Source organism: Georgenia satyanarayanai, assembly GCF_023715365.1.
Classification (GTDB): domain Bacteria; phylum Actinomycetota; class Actinomycetes; order Actinomycetales; family Actinomycetaceae; genus Oceanitalea; species Oceanitalea satyanarayanai_B.
Genome location: NZ_JAMBNZ010000004.1, coordinates 80,038 through 100,159, shown reverse-complemented (window position 1 = coordinate 100,159; position 20,122 = coordinate 80,038). Strand labels below are relative to the sequence as shown.

General features: G+C 72.5%; 14 protein-coding genes and 1 tRNA gene. 11 read left to right on the top strand and 4 right to left on the bottom strand.

Annotated elements, in window-relative coordinates; genetic code table 11:
• Positions 1-32: 32 nt before the first annotated feature.
• The 3 genes from M3148_RS06500 to M3148_RS06490 form a co-directional block, all read right to left on the bottom strand.
• Entirely contained in the window at positions 33-3,881 is a 3,849-nt protein-coding gene (locus tag M3148_RS06500) for a multifunctional oxoglutarate decarboxylase/oxoglutarate dehydrogenase thiamine pyrophosphate-binding subunit/dihydrolipoyllysine-residue succinyltransferase subunit (protein ID WP_251303875.1), read from the bottom strand.
• Between the two features lie 166 nt (positions 3,882-4,047).
• Positions 4,048-5,163, bottom strand: a complete 1,116-nt coding sequence (locus M3148_RS06495; protein ID WP_251303874.1) for a sensor histidine kinase — start codon at positions 5,161-5,163, stop codon at positions 4,048-4,050.
• Positions 5,160-5,903: a response regulator transcription factor gene (locus M3148_RS06490; RefSeq protein WP_251303873.1), complete on the bottom strand. Its 744-nt coding sequence runs from the start codon at positions 5,901-5,903 to the stop codon at positions 5,160-5,162. Before M3148_RS06490 ends, M3148_RS06495 begins: the two co-directional genes overlap by 4 nt.
• Positions 5,904-6,144: 241 nt before the next feature.
• Between M3148_RS06490 and M3148_RS06485 the strand changes: the two genes are divergently transcribed.
• From M3148_RS06485 to M3148_RS06455, 6 genes are all read left to right on the top strand, one after another.
• Positions 6,145-7,458 carry a hemolysin family protein gene (locus tag M3148_RS06485; RefSeq protein ID WP_251303872.1) on the top strand — a complete coding sequence of 438 codons (1,314 nt, stop codon included), beginning with the start codon at positions 6,145-6,147 and terminating at the stop codon, positions 7,456-7,458.
• Positions 7,455-8,501 carry a hemolysin family protein gene (locus M3148_RS06480; RefSeq protein WP_251303871.1) on the top strand — a complete coding sequence of 349 codons (1,047 nt, stop codon included), beginning with the start codon at positions 7,455-7,457 and terminating at the stop codon, positions 8,499-8,501. The genes M3148_RS06485 and M3148_RS06480 overlap by 4 nt, the downstream gene beginning before the upstream one ends.
• 112 nt (positions 8,502-8,613) lie before the next feature.
• A complete protein-coding gene (locus M3148_RS06475; protein WP_251303870.1) occupies positions 8,614-9,732 on the top strand; it encodes a M23 family metallopeptidase in 1,119 nt (372 codons plus the stop codon).
• A 108-nt stretch (positions 9,733-9,840) separates the two neighbouring features.
• The gene (locus M3148_RS17785; RefSeq protein WP_285883512.1) at positions 9,841-11,166 is read left to right on the top strand and encodes a M23 family metallopeptidase; all 1,326 of its coding nucleotides are present in this window, start codon (positions 9,841-9,843) and stop codon (positions 11,164-11,166) included.
• Complete coding sequence (locus M3148_RS06460; protein WP_440136904.1) at positions 11,151-12,008, top strand: glycerophosphodiester phosphodiesterase; 858 nt, start codon at positions 11,151-11,153, stop codon at positions 12,006-12,008. Before M3148_RS17785 ends, M3148_RS06460 begins: the two co-directional genes overlap by 16 nt.
• A gap of 41 nt (positions 12,009-12,049) precedes the next feature.
• Complete coding sequence (locus M3148_RS06455; protein ID WP_251303868.1) at positions 12,050-12,640, top strand: TetR/AcrR family transcriptional regulator; 591 nt, start codon at positions 12,050-12,052, stop codon at positions 12,638-12,640.
• Between the two features lie 29 nt (positions 12,641-12,669).
• Here the strand turns inward: M3148_RS06455 and M3148_RS06450 are convergent.
• Positions 12,670-12,742 (bottom strand) — tRNA-Arg (locus M3148_RS06450).
• Positions 12,743-12,904: 162 nt separating this feature from the next.
• On the opposite strand from M3148_RS06450, the gene M3148_RS06445 reads away from it, so the two are divergent.
• The 5 genes from M3148_RS06445 to M3148_RS06425 all read left to right on the top strand — a co-directional run bounded on the left by M3148_RS06445 (position 12,905) and on the right by M3148_RS06425 (position 19,855).
• On the top strand, positions 12,905-13,789 hold the full coding sequence (locus M3148_RS06445; RefSeq protein WP_251303867.1) for a hypothetical protein: 885 nt from the start codon (positions 12,905-12,907) through the stop codon (positions 13,787-13,789).
• A 42-nt stretch (positions 13,790-13,831) separates the two neighbouring features.
• Complete coding sequence (gene argS, locus M3148_RS06440) at positions 13,832-15,481, top strand: arginine--tRNA ligase (protein WP_251303866.1); 1,650 nt, start codon at positions 13,832-13,834, stop codon at positions 15,479-15,481.
• On the top strand, positions 15,478-16,848 hold the full coding sequence (gene lysA / locus M3148_RS06435; protein ID WP_251303865.1) for a diaminopimelate decarboxylase: 1,371 nt from the start codon (positions 15,478-15,480) through the stop codon (positions 16,846-16,848). Before argS ends, lysA begins: the two co-directional genes overlap by 4 nt.
• Before the next feature lie 248 nt (positions 16,849-17,096).
• Positions 17,097-18,422: a guanine deaminase gene (locus M3148_RS06430; RefSeq protein ID WP_251303864.1), complete on the top strand. Its 1,326-nt coding sequence runs from the start codon at positions 17,097-17,099 to the stop codon at positions 18,420-18,422.
• Positions 18,419-19,855, top strand: coding sequence for an NCS2 family permease (locus M3148_RS06425; RefSeq protein ID WP_251303863.1), 1,437 nt, complete (start codon positions 18,419-18,421; stop codon positions 19,853-19,855). The genes M3148_RS06430 and M3148_RS06425 overlap by 4 nt, the downstream gene beginning before the upstream one ends.
• Positions 19,856-20,122 lie beyond the last annotated feature (267 nt).

The window sequence follows — 20,122 nt, the reverse complement described above, 5'->3', positions numbered from 1 at the left end:
CGAGGGGGCCGGCCCGCGTCGCGCCGCTCCGGTCAGCCGAAGGCCGACTCCAGGAGCGTGGCCTGCTGATCCTTGTGGACGCGGCCCGCGCCCGTGGCCGGCGAGGCGGCCGCCGGACGGGAGACGAGGCGCAGCTCGCGCCCGCCGAGGGCCTCGCCGGAGAGGTGGTCGGACAGGAAGGTCCACGCGCCCTGGTTGGCCGGCTCGTCCTGCACCCACACGACCTCGGCGCCCGGGTAACGCTCGAGCTCGGCGCGCACGGCGTCCTGGTCCAGCGGGTAGAGCTGCTCGAGCCGGATGATCGCCGTGGACGTCGCGCCCGTCTTCTCCCGGTGCGCGGCGAGGTCGTAGTAGACCCGACCGGAGCACAGGAGCACGCGGCTGACGTCGCCCCGGGCACCGCCCTGGTCGCCGATCACCGTCCGGAACGTCCCGCTGGTGAAGTCCTCCAGCGGGGAGGCCGCCGCGCGCAGGCGCAGCAGCTGCTTCGGGGTGAAGGCGATGAGGGGCACCCGCGGCCGGTTGTAGGCCTGGCGGCGCAGCATGTGGAAGTGGTTCGCCGGCGTGCTGGGCTGGGCCACGATCATGTTCTCCTCCGCGCACAGCTGGAGGAAGCGCTCGATGCGGCCGGAGGAGTGGTCCGGGCCCTGGCCCTCGTAGCCGTGGGGCAGGAGCAGGACGAGCGAGGACCGCTGGCCCCACTTCTGCTCGGAGGAGGAGATGAACTCGTCGACGACGATCTGCGCGCCGTTGACGAAGTCACCGAACTGGGCCTCCCACAGGACGAGCGCGTCGGGCCGCTCCACCGAGTAGCCGTACTCGAAGGCCATCGCGGCGTACTCCGACAGCGAGGAGTCGTACACCCAGAACTTCGCCTGGTCCCCGGTGAGGTACATGAGCGGGGTCCACTCGGCGCCCGTCTCGGCGTCGTGGAAGACCGCGTGGCGCTGGACGAAGGTGCCGCGGCGGGAGTCCTGCCCGGCCAGGCGCACCGGCGTGCCCTCCATGAGGAGGGAGCCGAAGGCGAGGATCTCCCCGAACCCCCAGTCGATCTCGCCCTCGCGGGACATGACCTCGCGCCGCTCGAGGAGCTTGGCGAGCTTGGGGTGGACCGAGAAGCCCTCCGGCGGGCGCACGTGCGCCGTGCCGATACGGCCGAGCACGGGCTCGGGCACGGCGGTCTGCCAGCCGACCATCGTGCCGGCGTCCACCTGCTGCGACTCGGGCAGCTCGAGCCCGGCGACCTGCTCGTCCTCGCGGACGGGCGGGCGCCAGCCCACCTCGCGAGTCTCGGTGAAGGCCTTCTCGAGCTCGGACTGGTACTCGTACAGCGCCTGCTCCGCCTGCTCCGGGGTGATGTCCCCGCGGCCGACGAGCGCCTCGGTGAAGAGCTTGCGGGTGCTGCGCTTGTTCTCGATGAGGGAGTACATGACCGGCTGGGTCATCGAGGGGTCGTCGCCCTCGTTGTGCCCGCGGCGGCGGTAGCACACGAGGTCGATGATGACGTCCTTGTGGAACTCCTGCCGGTAGGCGTAGGCCAGCTCCGCGACCCGGGCCACGGCCTCGGGGTCGTCCCCGTTGACGTGGAAGATCGGGATCTGCAGACCCTTGGCGACGTCGGTGGGGTAGTGGGTGGAGCGGGAGCTCGCCGGACCGGTGGTGAAGCCGATCTGGTTGTTCACCAGGACGTGCACGGTGCCGCCGGTGCGGTAGCCGCGCAGCTGGGAGAGCTGGAGGGTCTCGGTCACCACGCCCTGGCCGGCGAAGGCCGCGTCGCCGTGGATGAGGATCGGCAGCACGGAGAAGCCCTGCTGGCCGAGGTCGATGCGGTCCTGCTTGGCACGCGTGACGCCCTCGAGGACGCCGTTGACGGCCTCGAGGTGGGAGGGGTTGGCCGCGAGGTACACGCGCGTCTGCTCCCCGGTGTGCGCGGTGAACTCACCGACCGTGCCGAGGTGGTACTTGACGTCCCCGGAGCCCTGGATGGTCCGCGGGTCCTGGTTGCCCTCGAACTCCGAGAAGACCTGGGCGTAGGACTTGCCCGCGATGTTCGCGAGGACGTTGAGGCGGCCGCGGTGGGCCATGCCGATGGCAACCTCGTCCAGGCCGTCGCGCGCGGCGCCGGTGAGGATGGTGTCGAGCATCGGGATGAGCGACTCCCCGCCCTCGAGGCTGAAGCGCTTCTGCCCGACGTACTTCGTCTGGAGGAAGGTCTCGAAGGCCTCGGCCTGCCCGAGCTTGCGCAGGATCTGCAGCTGCTCCTCGGGGGAGGGCTTCTGGTACGGCGTCTCGAGCCGCGCCTGCATCCAGCGCCGCTCGACCGGGTCCTGCAGGTGCATGTACTCGATGCCGATGGTGCGGCAGTAGGTGTCGCGCAGCATGCCGAGGATGTCGCGGAAGGGCAGCCGGCTGGTGCCGGCGAAGCCGCCCGTGGGGAAGGTGCGGTCCAGGTCCCACAGCGACAGCCCGTGGTTGGTGATGTCGAGGTCGGGGTGACGGCGCTGACGGTAGGTCAGCGGGTCGGTGTCGGCCATGAGGTGGCCGCGCGAGCGGTAGGAGTGGATGACCTCGGCGATCCGGGCAGGCTTGCCCATCTCGGTCTCCGGGTCGACGTGGACGTCGCGCTGCCAGCGGACCGGCTCGTAGGGAACGCGCAGCGAGGCGAAGACGCGGTCGTAGAACCCGTCCTGGCCGAGCAGCTTCTCCTCGAGGATGCGGAGGAACTCCCCGGACGCCGCACCCTGGATGATGCGGTGGTCGTAGGTGGAGGTGAGCGTGAGGATCTTCGAGACGCCGGCGCGGGCGAGGGTCTCCTCGGAGGCGCCCTTGTACTCGGCCGGGTAGTCCAGCGCCCCGACGCCGACGATCGTGCCCTGCCCGACCATGAGCCGCGGCATCGAGTGGACGGTGCCGATCGTGCCGGGGTTGGTGAGCGTGATCGTCGTGCCGGCGAAGTCGTCGACGGTGAGCTTGTTGTTCCGCGCCTTGCGGACGAGCTCCTCGTAGGCGATCCGGAACTGGCCGAAGTCCATCGTCTCGGCGGCCTTGACCGACGGGACGAGGAGCTGACGCGTGCCGTCGGGCTTGGGCAGGTCGATGGCGAGGCCGAAGTTGACGTTCGACGGCTGGTTCATCGCCGGCTTGCCGTCGATCTCCGCGTAGGAGGCGTTCATCTCCGGCAGCTTGCCCAGCGCCTCGACGACGGCGTAGCCGATGAGGTGCGTGAAGGAGATCTTGCCGCCCCGCCCGCGGGCGAGGTGGTTGTTGATGACGATCCGGTTGTCGACGAGGAGCTTGGCCGGGACGGCGCGCACGCTCGTCGCGGTGGGCACCTCGAGGCTGGCCTCCATGTTCTTCACGACGCGCGCGGCGGGGCCGCGCAACTTGACCGTGCCGTCGGCGGGGGCCTCGACGCGCTGACGGGAGGCGGGGGTGGAGGTGTAGCCGGCGACGGCGGGCTGGGCGGACGCCTCGGGTGCTGGCTCCTGCGCCACGGTCTCGGCGACCTTGCGGGCCTGCGGCGCGGGCGCCGGGTTGCCGGCCGTCGTGTCCGAGCCGGGCACGGACGAGGGCCGGGCCTCGGCGGCGCTGCTCGTCGAGCGGGCCTCCGGTGCGGGGCTCGGGTCGGCGGCGGGCGCATCCTCGCGGTCGCTCGTGCCGGCGGAGGGGGGCTGCTGCGGTGCGGACGGCTGGGTCGAGGGCTGCTGAGCGGCCCGGCCTTCGACGGCGCCGTTGCCGGGCTGGTAGTCCTTGAAGAAGTCCCACCACGCCGGGTCGACGAGCTCGGGGTCCTTCTTGTACTGCTCGAACAGCTCCTCGATGAGCCATTCGTTCGTGCCGAAGGCAGCGGCCGTGGGGTCAGGGTGCTCCTGAGTGGACACTTCGGGGATCGCCCTCTTCCGAGACGTGTGTGGATGGAGGAGAAAGTGCCCTTCAAGAGTAGGCGATACGGACGCGTCGGACGGAGCCGGAAGGGCCGATCGGGCCATATCAGGCGTCCAGCTCGCGGAGCTCGGACGTCAGTCCCAACCGGCGGTCAAGGCCGTGTCAGGCGGGGCCCTGCATCGTCCCCGCGGACCGTGGCAGCCGGGGGCCGCGGGTGGGCAGGCGCAGCCGGACGGTGGCGCCCTCGCCGGCCTGGGAGTCGGCGACCTCGATGGTGCCGCCGTGGATCGCCACCGCCCACCGGGAGATCGCCAGCCCCAGCCCCGTACCGCCCGTGCTCGCCCGCCCGGTGAGCGCGGGGCTGTTGCCGCGTTGGAAGCGCTCGAAGACCCGTTCCCGGTCGGCGGGCGGGATACCGGCACCGGAGTCGACGACGTCGATGACGACGTCCCCGCGCAACGCCGCCGAGGACGCCCGCACCGACACGAGCGTGCCCGACGGCGTGTGCCGGACGGCGTTGTCGAGCAGGTTGGCCAGCACCTGGGAGATCCGGACGGGGTCCACCCGCAGCCGCAGCTCGGCCGGCTCCACGGTCACCTCCCACCGCACGTCCCGGCCCGCGGCACTGGCGGCGGCGGCCGCCTCTGCGACGGCCTCGTCCACGAGCGTCCGCACGGCGACGTCCTCGAGCTCCAGCCCCACGACGCCCGCCTCCACCCGCGACAGGTCGAGGAGGTAGCCCACGAGCCGGCCCAGCCGCTGGGTCTGGCGCAGCGCCCCCTCCAGCGCCTCGGGGGAGGCGGGCACGACACCGTCGGCGAGGTTCTCCAGCTGGGCCTGCAACGCGGCCACCGGGGTGCGCAGCTCGTGGGAGACGTTGGCGACGATCTCCCGGTGGGCGGTGTCGACGGACGCGAGGTCCTCGGCCATCTGGTTGAAGGCGCGCGCGAGCTCGCCGACCTCGTCGCTGCTCGTCGCGGTCACCCGGCGCGAGTAGTCACCGCGCGCCATCGCGCGCGCCGCGGCCGTCATCTCCCGCAGCGGGGACGTCATGCCGTGGGCCAGCACCTGGGTGACGACGAGGGCCGAGACGATGGCGAGCGGGAAGGTCCGGGTGGGGCCCAGCTCGTGGCGCAGCCCCAGCCAGGTGAGGAAGGCGGCCGCGGTGACGGTGACCGCCACGAGCACGCCGAGCTTGATCTTGAGGGAGCCGAAGCGGTCGAGTGGGCGCGACATCCGCAGGCCCCCGCGGGCGTGCCGCGCGCCCGGGCCGCTCACCGTGCCTCCGTGGCGTCCTCGGTCGGTTCCAGCGCGTAGCCGACGCCGTGGACGGTGCGCACGAGGTCGGCGCCGAGCTTGCGGCGCAGCGCCTTGACGTGGGAGTCGACCGTGCGGGTGCCGGACGCGTCGGCCCAGTCCCACACCTCCGCGAGCAGCTTCTCGCGGGAGAACACCGTGCGGGGGCTCGCGGCAAGGCACACGAGGAGGTCGAACTCCGTGGGGGTGAGGTGAGCCTCGGAGCCGCCGCGGCGCACCCGGCGCTGGTTGCGGTCGATCTCGAGGTCACCGAGGACGAGCGGGGCCTCGCCGGGCTCACCGCTGTCCTCCACGGCCGTGCGGCGGGCACGCTCGGCGCGGCGGAGCAGCGCCTTGAGGCGGGCGAGCAGCTCGCGCATGGAGAAGGGCTTGGTCATGTAGTCGTCGGCCCCGACGCCGAGGCCCACGAGGATGTCGGTCTCGTCGTCGCGCGCGGTGAGCATGAGGACCGGCACCTCGCGCTCGGCCTGGATCCGGCGGCACACCTCGAGGCCGTCGAGCCCGGGCAGCATGACGTCGAGGACGACGACGTCGGGCAGGAAGGTCCGTGCCGCGGCCACCCCGCCGGGGCCGTCCCCGGCGATCTCGACGCGCCAGCCCTCGGCGGCCAGCCGGTGCGCGATCTGCGCCGCGATGTCCGGCTCGTCCTCGACGACGAGCACCCGGGTGGCATCGGTGGTGGGGGGACCGGTGTGGGCCATGGGTGCACTCTGGCACACCGGTGTCCCCCAGAACCCTCGCGCGCACCGGCTGCCGGTATCGTGTCCGCACTATGGCGCAGCAACAGACCAGCCCGCTCGAGGTCCCCGGCACCGCCGCGGGACCGGACGCGGAGCCCCCGAGTCCCGAGGCGGACGCCGAACCCCGACATCCGGAGGGCGACGCGGACGCCGAGCCCCCGAGTCCCGGCGGCCTCCCCACCCTCCAGCCAGGGGCGTGCGGGTGCTGACCGAGTGGCTGCTCGTCCTGCTGGGCGTGGCGCTCACCGCCGGCACGGCCGTCTTCGTCGCGGCCGAGTTCTCCCTCGTCGCGATGGACCCGGCCACCGTCGACCGGCGCGTGGCCGCCGGCGACAAGCGTGCCCTCGGCGTGCAGCGGGCCCTGCAGCACCTGTCGACCGAGCTCTCGGGCGCGCAGGTGGGCATCACGCTCACCACCGTCCTGCTCGGCTACACCGCGCAGTCGGCCCTCGTCACGCTGCTGAGCGGCCCGCTCGGCTCCACCGGCCTGGCCACCGCGGCCGCCGGCGCGACCGCCGTCGTCGTCTCGCTCGTGCTCGTCAACGGCTTCTCCATGCTCTTCGGGGAGCTCGTCCCCAAGAACCTCGCCCTCGCCGACCCCTTCGCGACGGCGGGTGTCGTCGCCCCGCTGCAGCGGGGCTTCACCCGCGTGCTGCGCCCGGTCATCTCCCTCCTCAACGGCAACGCGAACGCGATCCTGCGCCGCTTCGGCGTCGAGCCGGTCGAGGAGCTCGCCGGTGGCCGCTCCGCCAGCGAGCTCACCGCGCTCGTGCGCCGCTCGGCGGAGCAGGGGACGCTCGACATCGGCACGGCCACGCTCCTCACACGCTCCATCGGGATCGGGGCGCTCACGGCCGTCGACGTCATGACCGACCGCGTGCGGATGACGGCGCTGCCGCGCACGGCGACGGCGGCCGACGTCGTCTCCACCGCCCGCCGCACCGGCCACTCCCGCTTCCCCGTCCTCGGTGACGACGACGACGACGTCGTCGGCCTGGTCAACCTGCGCCGCGCCATCGCCGTGCCCCACGACCGCCGCGGCGACGTCCCGGTGACGGCCGGCAGCCTGATGATCCCGGCACCGCGTGTCCCCGAGACCCTCGGCCTCGCCGCGCTGCTCGTCTCCCTGCGCGACGACGGCATGCAGATGGCGGTGGTGGTCGACGAGTACGGCGGCACGTCCGGCATCGTCACGCTCGAGGACGTCGTCGAGGAGATCGTCGGCGAGGTGTCCGACGAGCACGACCGCCGCCGCGCCGGTGCCCACGAGACGGCCGACGGCAGCTGGGTCGTCCCCGGCGTCATGCGCCCCGACGAGCTCGCGCACCTCGCCCGTCTCGTCGTCCCCGACGACGGGCCCTACGAGACGCTCGGCGGCCTCGTCATGGCCCGGCTCGGGCGCATCGCCGAGGTCGGTGACGAGGTCGAGCTGCCCGGCGTCGTCCTGCGCGTGGAGATCATGGACGGCCGGCGCATCGAGCGCCTGCGCGCACGCGCGACGGAGCTGGACGCATGAGCTCGGGAACCGCTCTGCTCGTCGGCCTCGTCCTCCTCGTGGCCAACGCCTTCTTTGTCGGCGCCGAGTTCGCGATCATGTCCGCGCGGCGCAGCAGGGTCGAGCCGCTCGCGGAGACCTCCCGCCGCGCCCGCACGGTGCTGTGGGCCATGGAGCACGCGACGCTCATGATGGCCTGCGCCCAGCTCGGCATCACCGTCTGCTCCACGGGGATCGGTGCGGTGGCCGAGCCGGCCATCGCCCGCCTCGTCGAGGGCCCCCTCGTGGACCTCGGGCTGCCCGCGGCGTCCGCGCACGTCGTCGGCTTCGCCGTGGCGCTCGCGCTCGTCATCTACCTCCACGTCGTCGTCGGGGAGATGGTGCCGAAGAACCTCGCTGTCACCAGCCCGGAGAAGGCGGCGATGTGGTTCGGGCCGCCGCTCGTCCTCCTCTCCCGCGTCCTGTCCTCGCTCATCCGTGCGCTCAACGAGCTCGCCAACCTCGTCCTGCGGCTCTTCGGTGTCGAGCCGAAGAACGAGGTCACCTCGGCCTTCACCGCCGAGGAGGTGGCCGCGATCATCGAGCGCTCGCAGCGGGAGGGCGTGCTCCAGGACGAGCTCGGGCTGCTGTCCGGGGCGCTGGAGTTCTCCGAGAAGAACGCCGCCGAGGTCATGGTCGCCGATGAGAACCTCGTCACCCTTGAGGAGGGAACGACTCCCGAGGCCTTCGAGGTGGCGGTCGCGCGGACGGGTTTCTCGCGCTTCCCGGTGCGCAACCTCCAGGGTGCGGTCCACGGGTACCTCCACATCAAGGACGTCCTCTACGCCGAGGGCTCCCTCCGCGCCCAGCCAGTCCCGCGCTGGCGGGTGCGCGCGCTGCCCGGAGTGGCGCCAACAGACGAGATCGAGGAGGTCCTGGCGGTCATGCAGCGCACGGGGACACACCTCGCCGGGGTCGGGCTGCCCGGTGGCCCGACGGTCGGTGTCGTCTTCCTCGAGGACATCCTCGAGGAGCTCGTCGGTGAGGTGTCTGACTCGATGCAGCGCCACAGCGCCGCCTCCTGAACCACTCGTGCACAGGGCGCGACGCGTTTGTGGACTCGGCGCCACGGGTGTCGTTACTGTTTCGTGACACGCCGGGTCCGCCCGGCGCCCCTCCATCCACCGAAAGGTTCCTATGCCCGCGCGCGCCTCGATGCCCCCCACGGCACCGATGACGCGACGGCAGCTACGGGAGGCGGAGCGCTGCGCCGGCCAGCTCGCCGTCCGCGAGGCGGCCGCCCGCGCGGCGTCCGCGCTCACCGGCTCGCTCGTCGCCACCGTCCCGCTCGACGGCACCGTCGGCCGCGTGGGCCAGGCCCGGCACGTGGTGACCGCCTCGCAGGACGCCACGACCGCCCCCGCGGACGCGCAGGGCAGCACGCCCGCCCGCACGCAGTACCGCAGCCGCGCCGAGCTGCGCGCCGCGGAGCAGGCCTCCGCGCGCCGCCCGGTCCGCGGGCACGCCCCCCGCTGGATGCCCCGTGCGGCCGTCCTCGGCGCGCTCGGCGCCGCGACGATCGTCGCCCCGCTCGCGGGCTTCGTCGGCACCGACCACGGTGCCGCCGAGGAGCTGCCCGCCGTCGCCACCGTCCCCGCCGGTGAGACCGTCCTCGACGCCCTCGACGCCGCGGCCTCCCGGCTCGACTCCGACGCCGCCGGCAGCACCGCAGCCCTCCTCGCCGACTCCAGCGCCTCCGCCCGCGCGCTCGTCCAGAGCTCGCGCAGCGTCGACCGCGACGCCGCGGTCTGCAGCGCCCTCACCGGCAGCGGCGCCAACGGTGCCGGCGCCGCGCTCGGGGCCGAGCGCATGGCCATGCCCCTCGCCGTCGGCACCTACACGCAGAGCTCCCTGTACGGGAACCGCGTGCACCCGATCCAGGGCACGTGGTCCAAGCACGAGGGTCTCGACTTCGCCGCCCCCCTCGGCACGCCCATCCACGCGGTCGCCGACGGCGTCGTCGTGCACGCGGGCGAGGGCCTGGACGGGCGCTCGAGCATGCTCGTCATCGTCGAGCACGAGATCGACGGCCAGACCTTCTTCAGCTGGTACGTCCACATGTACGAGGACGGGGTCTTCGTCACCGAGGGCCAGCAGGTCCGCGGCGGTGAGGTCATCGGCGAGGTCGGCAACAACGGCAACTCCACCGGCCCCCACCTCCACCTCGAGATCCACCTCGACGAGTCCGGGACGACGACGGACCCCGGCGCGTTCCTCGCCGACCACGACGCCGTCATGGTCTCCGCCGACTGCTGACGACGCTGCCTTCCGGTCTGCCCGATGGGCGGATGGACCCGGGCCTGTGACCTCGGTTACGCTGGGCCGGCTGCGTGCCTGCGCGGCCGAGATCGCAAGGGGACGTGGATGTCACTGACTGCAGGGGGGATGCCGGCGCCTACCGCCGACGCTCCTGCGACCGGTCTCGGCGGGCTGGCTCGGCTCCGGCGCGCGGGACTGGTCGGCTGCGCCGCCCTCCTCGTCGGAACCACGGCACTGACGACCGCCGGGACGGCGGTGCCGAGCCCCACGAAGGTGCCCGGCGGTGCGTTCGTCACGGCGAACCTCACCCTTGAGGCCGAGCCCGTGGATGCTTTCGGCCTCGGCCTCGGCCTCGGCGGCGGCCTCGGCGGCGGTGTCACGCTCGTCGCCGAGTCGGTGGCCACCCTCAAGGCGCACACCGACCCCTTCACCGACTCCCCGCTGTGCGCGAGCTACCCGGTGGCCCCGGGTACCTACCGGGTGACCTCGCCCTACGGCTACCGCACCCACCCGATCTTCGGCAGCTACTCGCTCCACACGGGCGTGGACTTCGCCGCCCCGCTCGGCACGCCCATCCACGCCGTCACCGACGGCACGGTCGTCTACACCGGCGCCGGGCGCCTGGGCCGCTCCAGCGAGCTCGTCATCATCGAGCACACGGTGCGGGACACGACCTTCTACAGCTGGTACGTCCACATGTACCCCGACGGCGTCTTCGTCGAGCCCGGGCAGCACGTGCGTGCCGGTGAGGTCATCGCGGAGGTGGGGAGCAATGGCAACTCCACCGGCCCGCACCTCCACTTCGAGATCCACACCTCCGACGCCGGCCTCGGACTGACGAAGACCCCGGTCACCCGGACGTCCACCGCCATGGTCCTCAGCGCGGTCCCGAGCCCCGGCGTGCCGTCCGACGACGCGTCGGAGGATCCCTCGAAGGACCCGACGGACGACGCCTCGGAGGACCCCTCGAAGGACCCGACGGACGACGACTCAAAGGACCCCTCGAAGGACCCGACGGACGACGCCTCGGAGGACCCGTCGGAGGAGCCCACGGAGGACCCGTCGGAGGAGCCCACGGAGGACCCGTCGGAGGAGCCCACGGAGGACCCGTCCGAGGAGCCGTCGGACGACCCGTCCGAGGAGCCCACGGACAAGCCGTCGGAGCAGCCCTCGGAGGAGCCCTCGGAACAGCCGAGCGAGATCCCCAGCCCGGAGCCGAGCGGGACGCCCAGCGCGGAGCCCACGGAGGACCCCTCGAAGGAGCCCACCGAGGAGCCGTCCGAGGAGCCCAGCGACGAGCCGAGCGCCTCCGAACCCCGGCCCCGCAACCCCTTCCCCACCCGGGCCTACGGCACGACCGTCGACCCCCTGCCCTTCCTCGCCTCGCTCGGTCTCACCCTGGTCGCCCCGAGCCAGTGCACGGCCTCCTGAGCGGCGGCCGCGCCGGAGGGACCCCGTACCTCGACCGGCACGGCCCGGCCGCGCTCGCGCACCGTGGGGGAGGGGCGGAGGTGCCCGAGAACTCCCGCGCCGCTCTCGCGCACGTCGAGGCCCTCGGCTACCGCTACTTCGAGACCGACGTCCGCTGCACCGCGGACGGCGTCGTCGTCCTCCACCACGACCCGACGCTCGACCGGACCACCGACGGTCACGGTCCCCTCTCCGCGCTCACGTGGGAGCAGGCGTCGCGGCTGCGGGACCGCGCCGGCGGCTCCCTCGTCCGGCTCGACGAGGCGCTACGGGACTTCCCGGCCCTGCGCCTCAACATCGACCTCAAGGAGGACGGCGTCGTCGGCCCGGCGCTCCGCACGATCGCCGAGGCGGGAGCGGGTGACCGTGTGTGCCTCGCCTCCTTCTCCGACCGCCGGGTGCAGGTCGTGCGCCGGGCCACCCAGGGGCGCGTCGCCACGAGCCTGGCCCGGCAGGAGACCGCCCGGCTCGTCGTCGCCGCGACGCTCGGTGCCCCAGCGCGCGGCGTCCCCACGCCGTCGGGCACGACGACGGACCGTGCCGTGTGCGTGCAGGTGCCCGTGCGCCACCGCGGCGTCCCGGTCGTCACCCCCGCCTTCGTCCAGCGTGCACACCGCCTGGGCCTGGAGGTCCACGTGTGGACCATCGACGACGCTCCCACGATGCACCGGCTCCTCGACCTCGGTGTCGACGGGCTCGTCACCGACCGCCCCACGGTGCTGCGCAAGGTCCTGCGCGCCCGTGGCGAGTGGGACGACGACGCCCAGGAGGGCAGCTCCGCGCGCGCCTCGGCCCGTATGTGAACAGGCCCCTGCCGGGGGTCGGGGTGGGGCACAATGTGGCGATGACCCTCCACGAGTCGCACACCGACCCGCGCACGCGGCGCACGCTGGCGCTCCTGGAGCGCGCCATGACCACCCTCCTCGAGGACCAGTCGATCAGCGAGATCAACGTCTCCGAGCTGTGCCGGGTGGCCGGGATCCACCGGACCACCTTCTACAAGCACTTCTCCTCTGTCGCGGAGTTCGCGGCCTACATGTTCTCCTCGCTCATCAACGACCTCGCCTCGGTCGACGTGGCCAGCCTGCCGGACGAGATCGACCAGGTGACCGAGACGTACCGCGGCGCGCTCGCGGGGATGCTCGACCACGTCGCCGGGAACCGTCCCTCCTACCGGCGGCTCTTCGCCAGCGACGGCGACCACCAGTTCCAGCGCATCGTCGCCGACGCGATGGCCGAGCGGGCCCTGGAGGCGCACCGCCGCCTCGCCGAGCGCGGGCGCGTCATCGACATCGACGAGAGGACGGCCGCGCAGATGGTCGGCGCCGCCTGTGCGGCGGCGGTCGGGGTGTGGGCGGAGCAGGACACGACCGACTCCGCCACACGCTCGCGGGAGATCATGTCCGGCCTGCCGATGTGGTGGCCCTCGGCCTGACCGGGCCGCCCGTCCCCGGGCAGCATGAGTGCCCCCGACTGGACTCGAACCAGCGACCTTCTGCTCCGGAGGCAGACGCTCTATCCACTGAGCTACAGGGGCACGACGCTCGGCGATGCTATCAGGGGCGGCGGGCCATCCTGACATCGGCCGGACGTGGCGCCCGCCACGTCCGGCGGGCGTGGGGCGACAGGGGGAGGATGAGGTCCTAGGGTGGACGCCGCACTTCCCAGGCGTACCCGCGCCGGACGTGAAGGAGACGACATGAGCCAGCAGCCGCCCACGGGCCCGACGCCCGAACCGTCCGACGACGACGCCCCCCGCACCCCCGACGAGGGCGAGGGCTTCGCGCGCTCGCCCTACGACGCGCCGCACACCCAGCCCGCGGACGCGACCGCCGCCTACCCGGCCGCGGGCTACGGCCAGGCCCCCGACCCCGGCCGCACCATCTACTCCGACGCGAGCACCACCGAGCCGGACCCGGAGCCCGAGCCCGACGGCGGGCGCCCGCGCTGGGTGCTGCCCGCCGTCATCGCCGTCGTCGTCCTCCTCGTGGCCGGCGGCATCGCCGCGGCGCTGCTCCTGGGCGGGGACGACGAGGACCCGGCGGCGTCGCCGACCCCGACGGCGGAGGCGACGACCACGCCCGAGCAGACCGAGGAGCCCACGGAGCCGGCCACCACGCAGGAGCCGACCGACAAGCCCACGGCGGAGCCGAGCGCGACGACGGATGAGCCCACCGAGGAGCCATCCTCCGAGCTGCTCGCCGACCTCGACGAGACCGTCTCCGTCGGAGACCTCACCTTCGAGCTCTCCGAGGAGGGCTTCACTCCCGACGACAGTGTGGGCGGCGCGGTCGAGGCCTACCGCGGCAGCTACGTCAGCGGCGACGAGACCATCGAGATGCGGGCGAGCCTGTGGCCCGACAACGGGGCCGCCGACGCCTTCGCCGCCGAGATGGTCGAGGCCGTCGACGGCGAGCAGGTCGACACCGGTGACACCTACACCAACCAGACTGGCACCTTCTGGGCCTTCTTCCTCGAGGACGAGCGCGGCCGCTACATCTGGACCACCGACCGCGGCCACGTCCTGGAGATCACCGGTAGCGCCGACTACGTGAGCCAGTTCTACGCGAGCCTGCCGCTGTAGTCCGCGGGCGGGAGGGGATCGCGGCACTTGTACCCTGGTTCGGTGACTCCGACCGAACTCGCCGCGCTCATCCGCTCCTGCCTCCTCGACGCCGTCGCCGACGGCACCCTGGCCCTCTCCGCCGAGGAGATCGGCGAGGTCAAGGTCGAGCGGCCGCGACAGCGGGAGCACGGGGACTGGGCGACGAACGTCGCGATGCAGCTGGCGAAGAAGGCCGGCACCAACCCCCGTGCTCTCGCCGAGATGCTCGCCGAGCGCCTCGGCGGCGCCGCGGGTGTCGCGGAGGCCTCCGTGGCGGGCCCCGGCTTCCTCAACATCCGCCTGGAGGCCGGTGCCGCCGGTGAGCTCGCCCGCTCGATCGTCGAGACGGCGGAGGCCTACGGCCGCAACGAGGCGCTCGCGGGCCACGTCGTCAACCTCGAGTTCGTCTCGGCCAACCCGACCGGCCCCCTCCACATCGGCCACACCCGGTGGGCGGCGCTCGGTGACGCCCTCGTCCGGCTGCTCCGCGCCTCCGGTGCCGACGTGACGCCGGAGTACTACATCAACGACGCCGGTGCCCAGATGGACAAGTTCGGTGCCTCGGTCCTCGCCCGGGCCGCCGGCACCGAGGTGCCCGAGGGCGGGTACCGCGGTGAGTACGTCACCCAGCTCGCCCAGAAGGTCCTCGCCCAGCGCCCCGACCTTCTCCAGCTGCCCGAGGACGAGGCCGTCGCCGTCGCCCGGGAGACCGGCTACCGGCTCCAGCTGGGCGAGATCCAGCAGGTCCTCGCCGAGTTCGAGGTCCACTTCGACGTCTACTTCTCCGAGCGCGAGCTGCACGGCAGCGGCGCCGTCGAGACCGCCGTCGCCCGCCTGCGCGAGCAGGGGCACGTCTTCGACGCCGACGGCGCCGTCTGGCTGCGCACCACCGACTTCGGTGACGACAAGGACCGTGTCCTCGTCCGCGCCGACGGCACCCCCACGTACTTCGCCGCGGACGCCGCGTACTACCTGTCGAAGAAGGACCGTGGCTTCCCCGAGAAGATCTACCTCCTGGGCGCCGACCACCACGGCTACGTCAACCGGCTCAAGGCGATCGCCGCCTGCGCGGGCGACGACCCCGAGGTCAACATCGAGGTCCTCATCGGCCAGCTCGTGTCCGTCGCCGGGGCGCGGCTGAGCAAGCGCGCCGGCAACATCATCGAGCTGAGCGACCTCATCGGGTGGATCGGCACCGACCCGGTCCGCTACACGCTCGCGCGCTTCCCCGCCGACTCCCCGCTGAGCCTGGACGGGGAGAAGCTGCGCGAGAAGAACATGGACAACCCCGTCTACTACGTCCAGTACGCGCACGCGCGCATCCGCAACGTCAGCCGCAACGCGGAGCAGCACGGCGTGCGTCGCGAGGACGCCTTCGACCCCACGCTCATCGGCAGCGAGGCGGACAGCGTCCTGCTCGGGCACCTCGCCGGCTTCCCCGAGCTGGTGGCCCGCGCCGCCCGGCTGCGCGAGCCGCACCGCGTGGCCCGCTACCTGGAGGACCTCGCCGCGGCCTACCACCGCTGGTACGACCAGAGCCGGGTCTCCCCGCGCGGGGAGGACCCGGTCGAGGACGTCCACCGCACCCGCCTGTGGCTCAACGACGCCACCGGCCAGGTCATCGCCAACGGCCTGCGCCTCCTCGGCGTCTCGGCCCCGGAACGCATGTGAGCGCCCCGACGACGGCGCCCGAGCCGTCCGCCGCGGACCCCCGCACCCCGTGGTCGGGCTCGGTCCGCCGCACCGCCGAGGGCAGCCTCGAGGTCGGCGGCCTGGACGTGCGTGACATCGCCGCCGAGCACCGCACCCCCGTCTACGTCCTCGACGAGGCGGACCTGCGCGGTCGGGCCCGCGCCTTCGTCACCGCCTTCGCCGAGGCCTTCGCCGACCTCGCCGGCGCGGACGTCTACTACGCGAGCAAGGCCTTCGCCTCGGTGGCCGTCGACCGCTGGGTGCACGAGGAGGGCATGCACGTGGACGTGTCCACGGGCGGTGAGCTCGCCGTGGCGCTTCGGGCCGGGGTGCCGGGTGAGGCGATCGCGCTGCACGGCAACAACAAGTCGACCGCCGAGCTCGAGCGGGCGCTGCGGGCCGGGGTGGGCCGCATCGTCGTCGACTCGCTCGGCGAGATCGAGCACCTTGCCGACCTCGCCGGGCGGCTCGACCTGCCCGCGCCCGTCATGGTGCGCGTCACCACCGGCGTGCACGCCGGCGGCCACGACTTCATCGCCACCGCCCACGAGGACCAGAAGTTCGGCCTGTCGCTCACGAGCGGTGCAGCGCGCGCCGCCGTCGACGCCGTCCTCGCACGCCCCGAGCTCGTGCTCCTGGGGCTGCACTCCCACATCGGCTCCCAGATCCTCGACCTGTCCGGCTTCGAGGTCGCCGCCGGCGCCCTGCTGCGCCTGCGCGCCGAGGTCGCCGCGCAGACCGGCACGCTCATGCCCGAGGTCGACCTCGGCGGCGGCTACGGCATCTCCTACACGGGCGCGGACCTCCCGCCCACGCCCGCGCAGATCGCCCCCGCGCTCGCCGACGTCGTGCGCCGCGTGTCCGCCGAGCTCGCCACCCCTCCGCCGCGCGTGTCGGTCGAGCCGGGACGCGCCGTCGTCGGTCCGGCCGGCCTCACCCTCTACCGTGTCGGCACGGTCAAGCCGGTGACGACGGAGGACGGCACCGAACGCCGGTACGTCTCCGTCGACGGCGGGATGAGCGACAACATCCGCACCGCCCTCTACGACGCCGCCTACACCGCCGCCGTCGCGAGCCGCCGCAGCGAGGCGCCCGCCGTCGTCTCCCGCGTCGTCGGCAAGCACTGCGAGAGCGGCGACGTCGTCGTGCGTGACGTCCTCCTCCCCGACGACGTCACGGCCGGTGACCTGCTCGCCGTACCCGCCACGGGCGCCTACGGGCGCTCGATGGCCTCGAACTACAACCTGCTGCCGCGGCCGGGTGTCCTGGCGGTGGGCGCCGGGAAGGCACGGTTCATCGTCCGCCCGGAGACCGAGGACGACCTCCTCGCGCTCGAGATGGGCTGAGCCGGGGGCGTCAGGGCGGCTCGGTCGCGGCTCACTGATGCCGATCCACAATGTGGAACTCGGCTTTCGAAACGGTTGCCGGGCCGCCCGGGTGCCGATAGTGTGCGGTACGCCGCGGTCGTCGTTCGGCATGGATAACCTCACGACCCGGCGCACGCGCTCGCGAAAACCATGCCTCTGTCTGCGCGGTCCAGACCGCGCAGACAGCAGCAATGTCGCTGTGAGGCTGGCGAGGGAATGAGTGCGCCATGACGATCATCCGTGCCACCGTGCTGGACACACCGGGGACGCTCGGGGACCCCGACGGGCTGCGCTCCGGGGAGGACGTCGCGCTGGTGGTGCGCAACGGCACCATCCTCGCGCGGACCGATGTCCCGAGCGCACGGGCGGCGTACCCGCAGGAGGAGGTCCTCGACCTCCGGGACGGTGTGCTGCTCCCCGGCTTCGTCGACACCCACGTCCACTACCCGCAGGTGCGCGTCATCGGTGGCCTGGGGATGACGCTGCTCGACTGGCTGCGGGAGTGCGCGCTGCCGGAGGAGGCCCGCCTGGCAGACCAGGGCTACGCGCGCGGCGTCGCCCGTGACTTCCTCGGCGGGCTCCTCGGATCGGGGACGACGACGGCACTCGTCTTCGGCTCGCACTTCGCCGGGGCCATGGACGCCCTCTTCGCCGAGGCGGTGACGACGGGGCAACGGATCACCTCCGGCATGGTGCTCAGCGACCGGATCCTGCGCGGGGAGCTGCTCCAGAGCCCCGCCGCTGCCCTGGAGGCGAGCGAGGCACTGGCGCGGCGCTGGCACGGCCGCGGCCGACTGCGCTACGCCGTCACCCCCCGCTTCTCCCTGTCGACGACCGAGGAGATGCTCGAGGTCTGTGCCGAGCTGCTCACCGAGGACCGGTGGTTCACCAGTCACCTCAACGAGAACCCGGCCGAGGTCGCCGAGGTCGCCCGACTCTTCCCCACGTCGATCGACTACCTCGACACCTACGCACGGCACGGACTGGCGACCGAGCGCTCCGTCTTCGCGCACAACGTCCACCCGACCGACCGGGAGCTGGACGTGCTCGCCGGTGCGGGCTGCGCCGTCGCCCACTGCCCGTCGTCCAACTCGGCCCTCGGCAGCGGGCTCTTCCCGCTGCGCCGGCACCTCGATGCGGGCGTGCGGGTGGCACTGGGCTCGGACGTCGGTGCCGGCACCGGCTTCTGCCTCCTCAAGGAGGGCCTCCAGGCCTACTTCGTGCAGCAGCTCCTCGGTGGCGAGGGAGCGCCGCTCGCCACCGCGGACCTCCTCCACCTCGCCACCCGTTCGGGCGCGCTCGCGCTCGGGATGGGACAGGACGTCGGAGACCTCTCACCCGGCAGGCAGTTCGATGCCGTATGGGTCCGGCCGCGGCCGGACGGGACGCTGGCCATGACGATGCGTCACGCCACCGACCCGACCGACGCCCTCGCCAAGATCTTTGCCCTCGGTTCGCCCGCTGACATCGCCGGTGTCTGGGTGGGCGGGCACGAAGCGTTCCGCGCCCGGCCAACGACGGCCGGCGTGACAACACCACAGGAGGCACCATGAGCACGACCAAGGAGAACAGCCGCGCTGACGAGACGCGGGTCCAGGCGCCTGGCCCTGGCTCGACCGGACGAGGTGTCAAGGGGGCGCTCGACCGCTTCTTCGGGGTCACGGCTGCCGGCTCGACCTTCCCCCGGGAGGTCCGCGCCGGGATCGTGACCTTCTTGACCATGAGCTACATCATCGTCGTCAACCCCCAGGTGCTCGGCGTCGCCATCGACGTGCCCAATGCGCCGGTCCAGATCCTCATGACGACGGCGATCGCGGGTTGTGTGGGTTGCCTGGTGATGGGGCTCATCGCGCGTTACCCCTTCGCCCAGGCGCCGGGAATGGGCCTGAACGCCTTCTTCTCCTACACCGTCGTCCTGGGGATGGGCGTGCCGTGGCGCACGGCGCTGGGCGCGGTCTTCATCTCCGGGGTGCTGTTCGTCGTCCTCAGCGTGGTCGGTGCCCGTCGGGCCATCGTCATGGCGATCCCGCAGAGCCTGAAGTTCGCCATCATGGCGGGTATCGGGACGTTCCTGGCTTTCCTTGGTCTGCGGAGCGCCGGCATCGTCGTGACGGACGAGGCGACCCTGGTGACGCTCGGTGACCTCAGTGCCCCGACAGCCTGGGTCGCGATCGTGGGACTGCTCGTCACTGCCGTCCTGCTCCAGCTCAAGGTCAAGGGGGCGCTGCTCTGGGGCATCCTTGCGAGCTCGGTCCTGGCGATCGTCACGAGCGCCCAGGTCTACGGGGGTGGTGAGGACGGTGGGCTCCGCGCCTTCCCAGGGTTCACCGACGGGCTCGTGGCCATGCCGGTCTGGCCCTCCGAGCTGGTCGGTCAGCTCGACCTCGCCGGGGCCCTCGGTCTGGGACTGTTCACCGTCGTCTTCACCTTCTTCTTCGTCGACTTCTTCGACGCGACGGGCACGCTCACCGGCCTCACCCAGAAGATGGGCTACCTCGACGAGCGCGGCGACATGCCCCGCGCGAAGACGACCTTCGCCATGGACGGGGTGGCGACGATGTTCGGCGCCTTCATGGGGACCTCGACCACCGGCACCTACGTGGAGAGCGCCTCAGGCATCCAGGACGGCGGTCGGACCGGCGTCACCTCGACCGTCACCGGGTTGCTGTTCGCCGCGGCGATGTTCCTGTGGCCGTTGACCGGGGCCATCCCCGGAGCGGCGACGGCGCCCGCGCTCATCCTCGTCGGCGCCATGATGATGGACGGGATCCGGCACATCGAGTGGGACGAGATCTCCGAGGGAGTGCCCTCGTTCCTCGCGATCATCGCCATGCCGCTGACGTTCTCCATCGCCAACGGCGTGAGCCTCGGGGTGATCAGCTACTGCGCGATCAAGGCGCTCACCGGTGGACTGCGCAAGGTCCACCCGGTGCTCTACCTCGTCGCGGCACTGCTCGCCGTCAGGTACGTCTTCTTCGCCGTGTGACCAGACCGAGGCGGGCGCCGGCGCACGGGCTCCGGCGTCCGCCGCCACGGACAGGGCGTTGCGTCTGATGTCCGCCATGTGAAAATTTGATTTCGATTACCTTGCCGTGGGGAGAACCGGGGAGTAGTGTCGCTGTCTACCGCGCTGTCGTTCGGCATGGATACCTAGCAGCCCGGTGGTCGACCAGAACAACAAAACCATGCCTCTGCCCGGCAGTCCTCACGGGATGCAGCGGAGCACCTGTAAAGCCCGACTCGACGAGGAGTG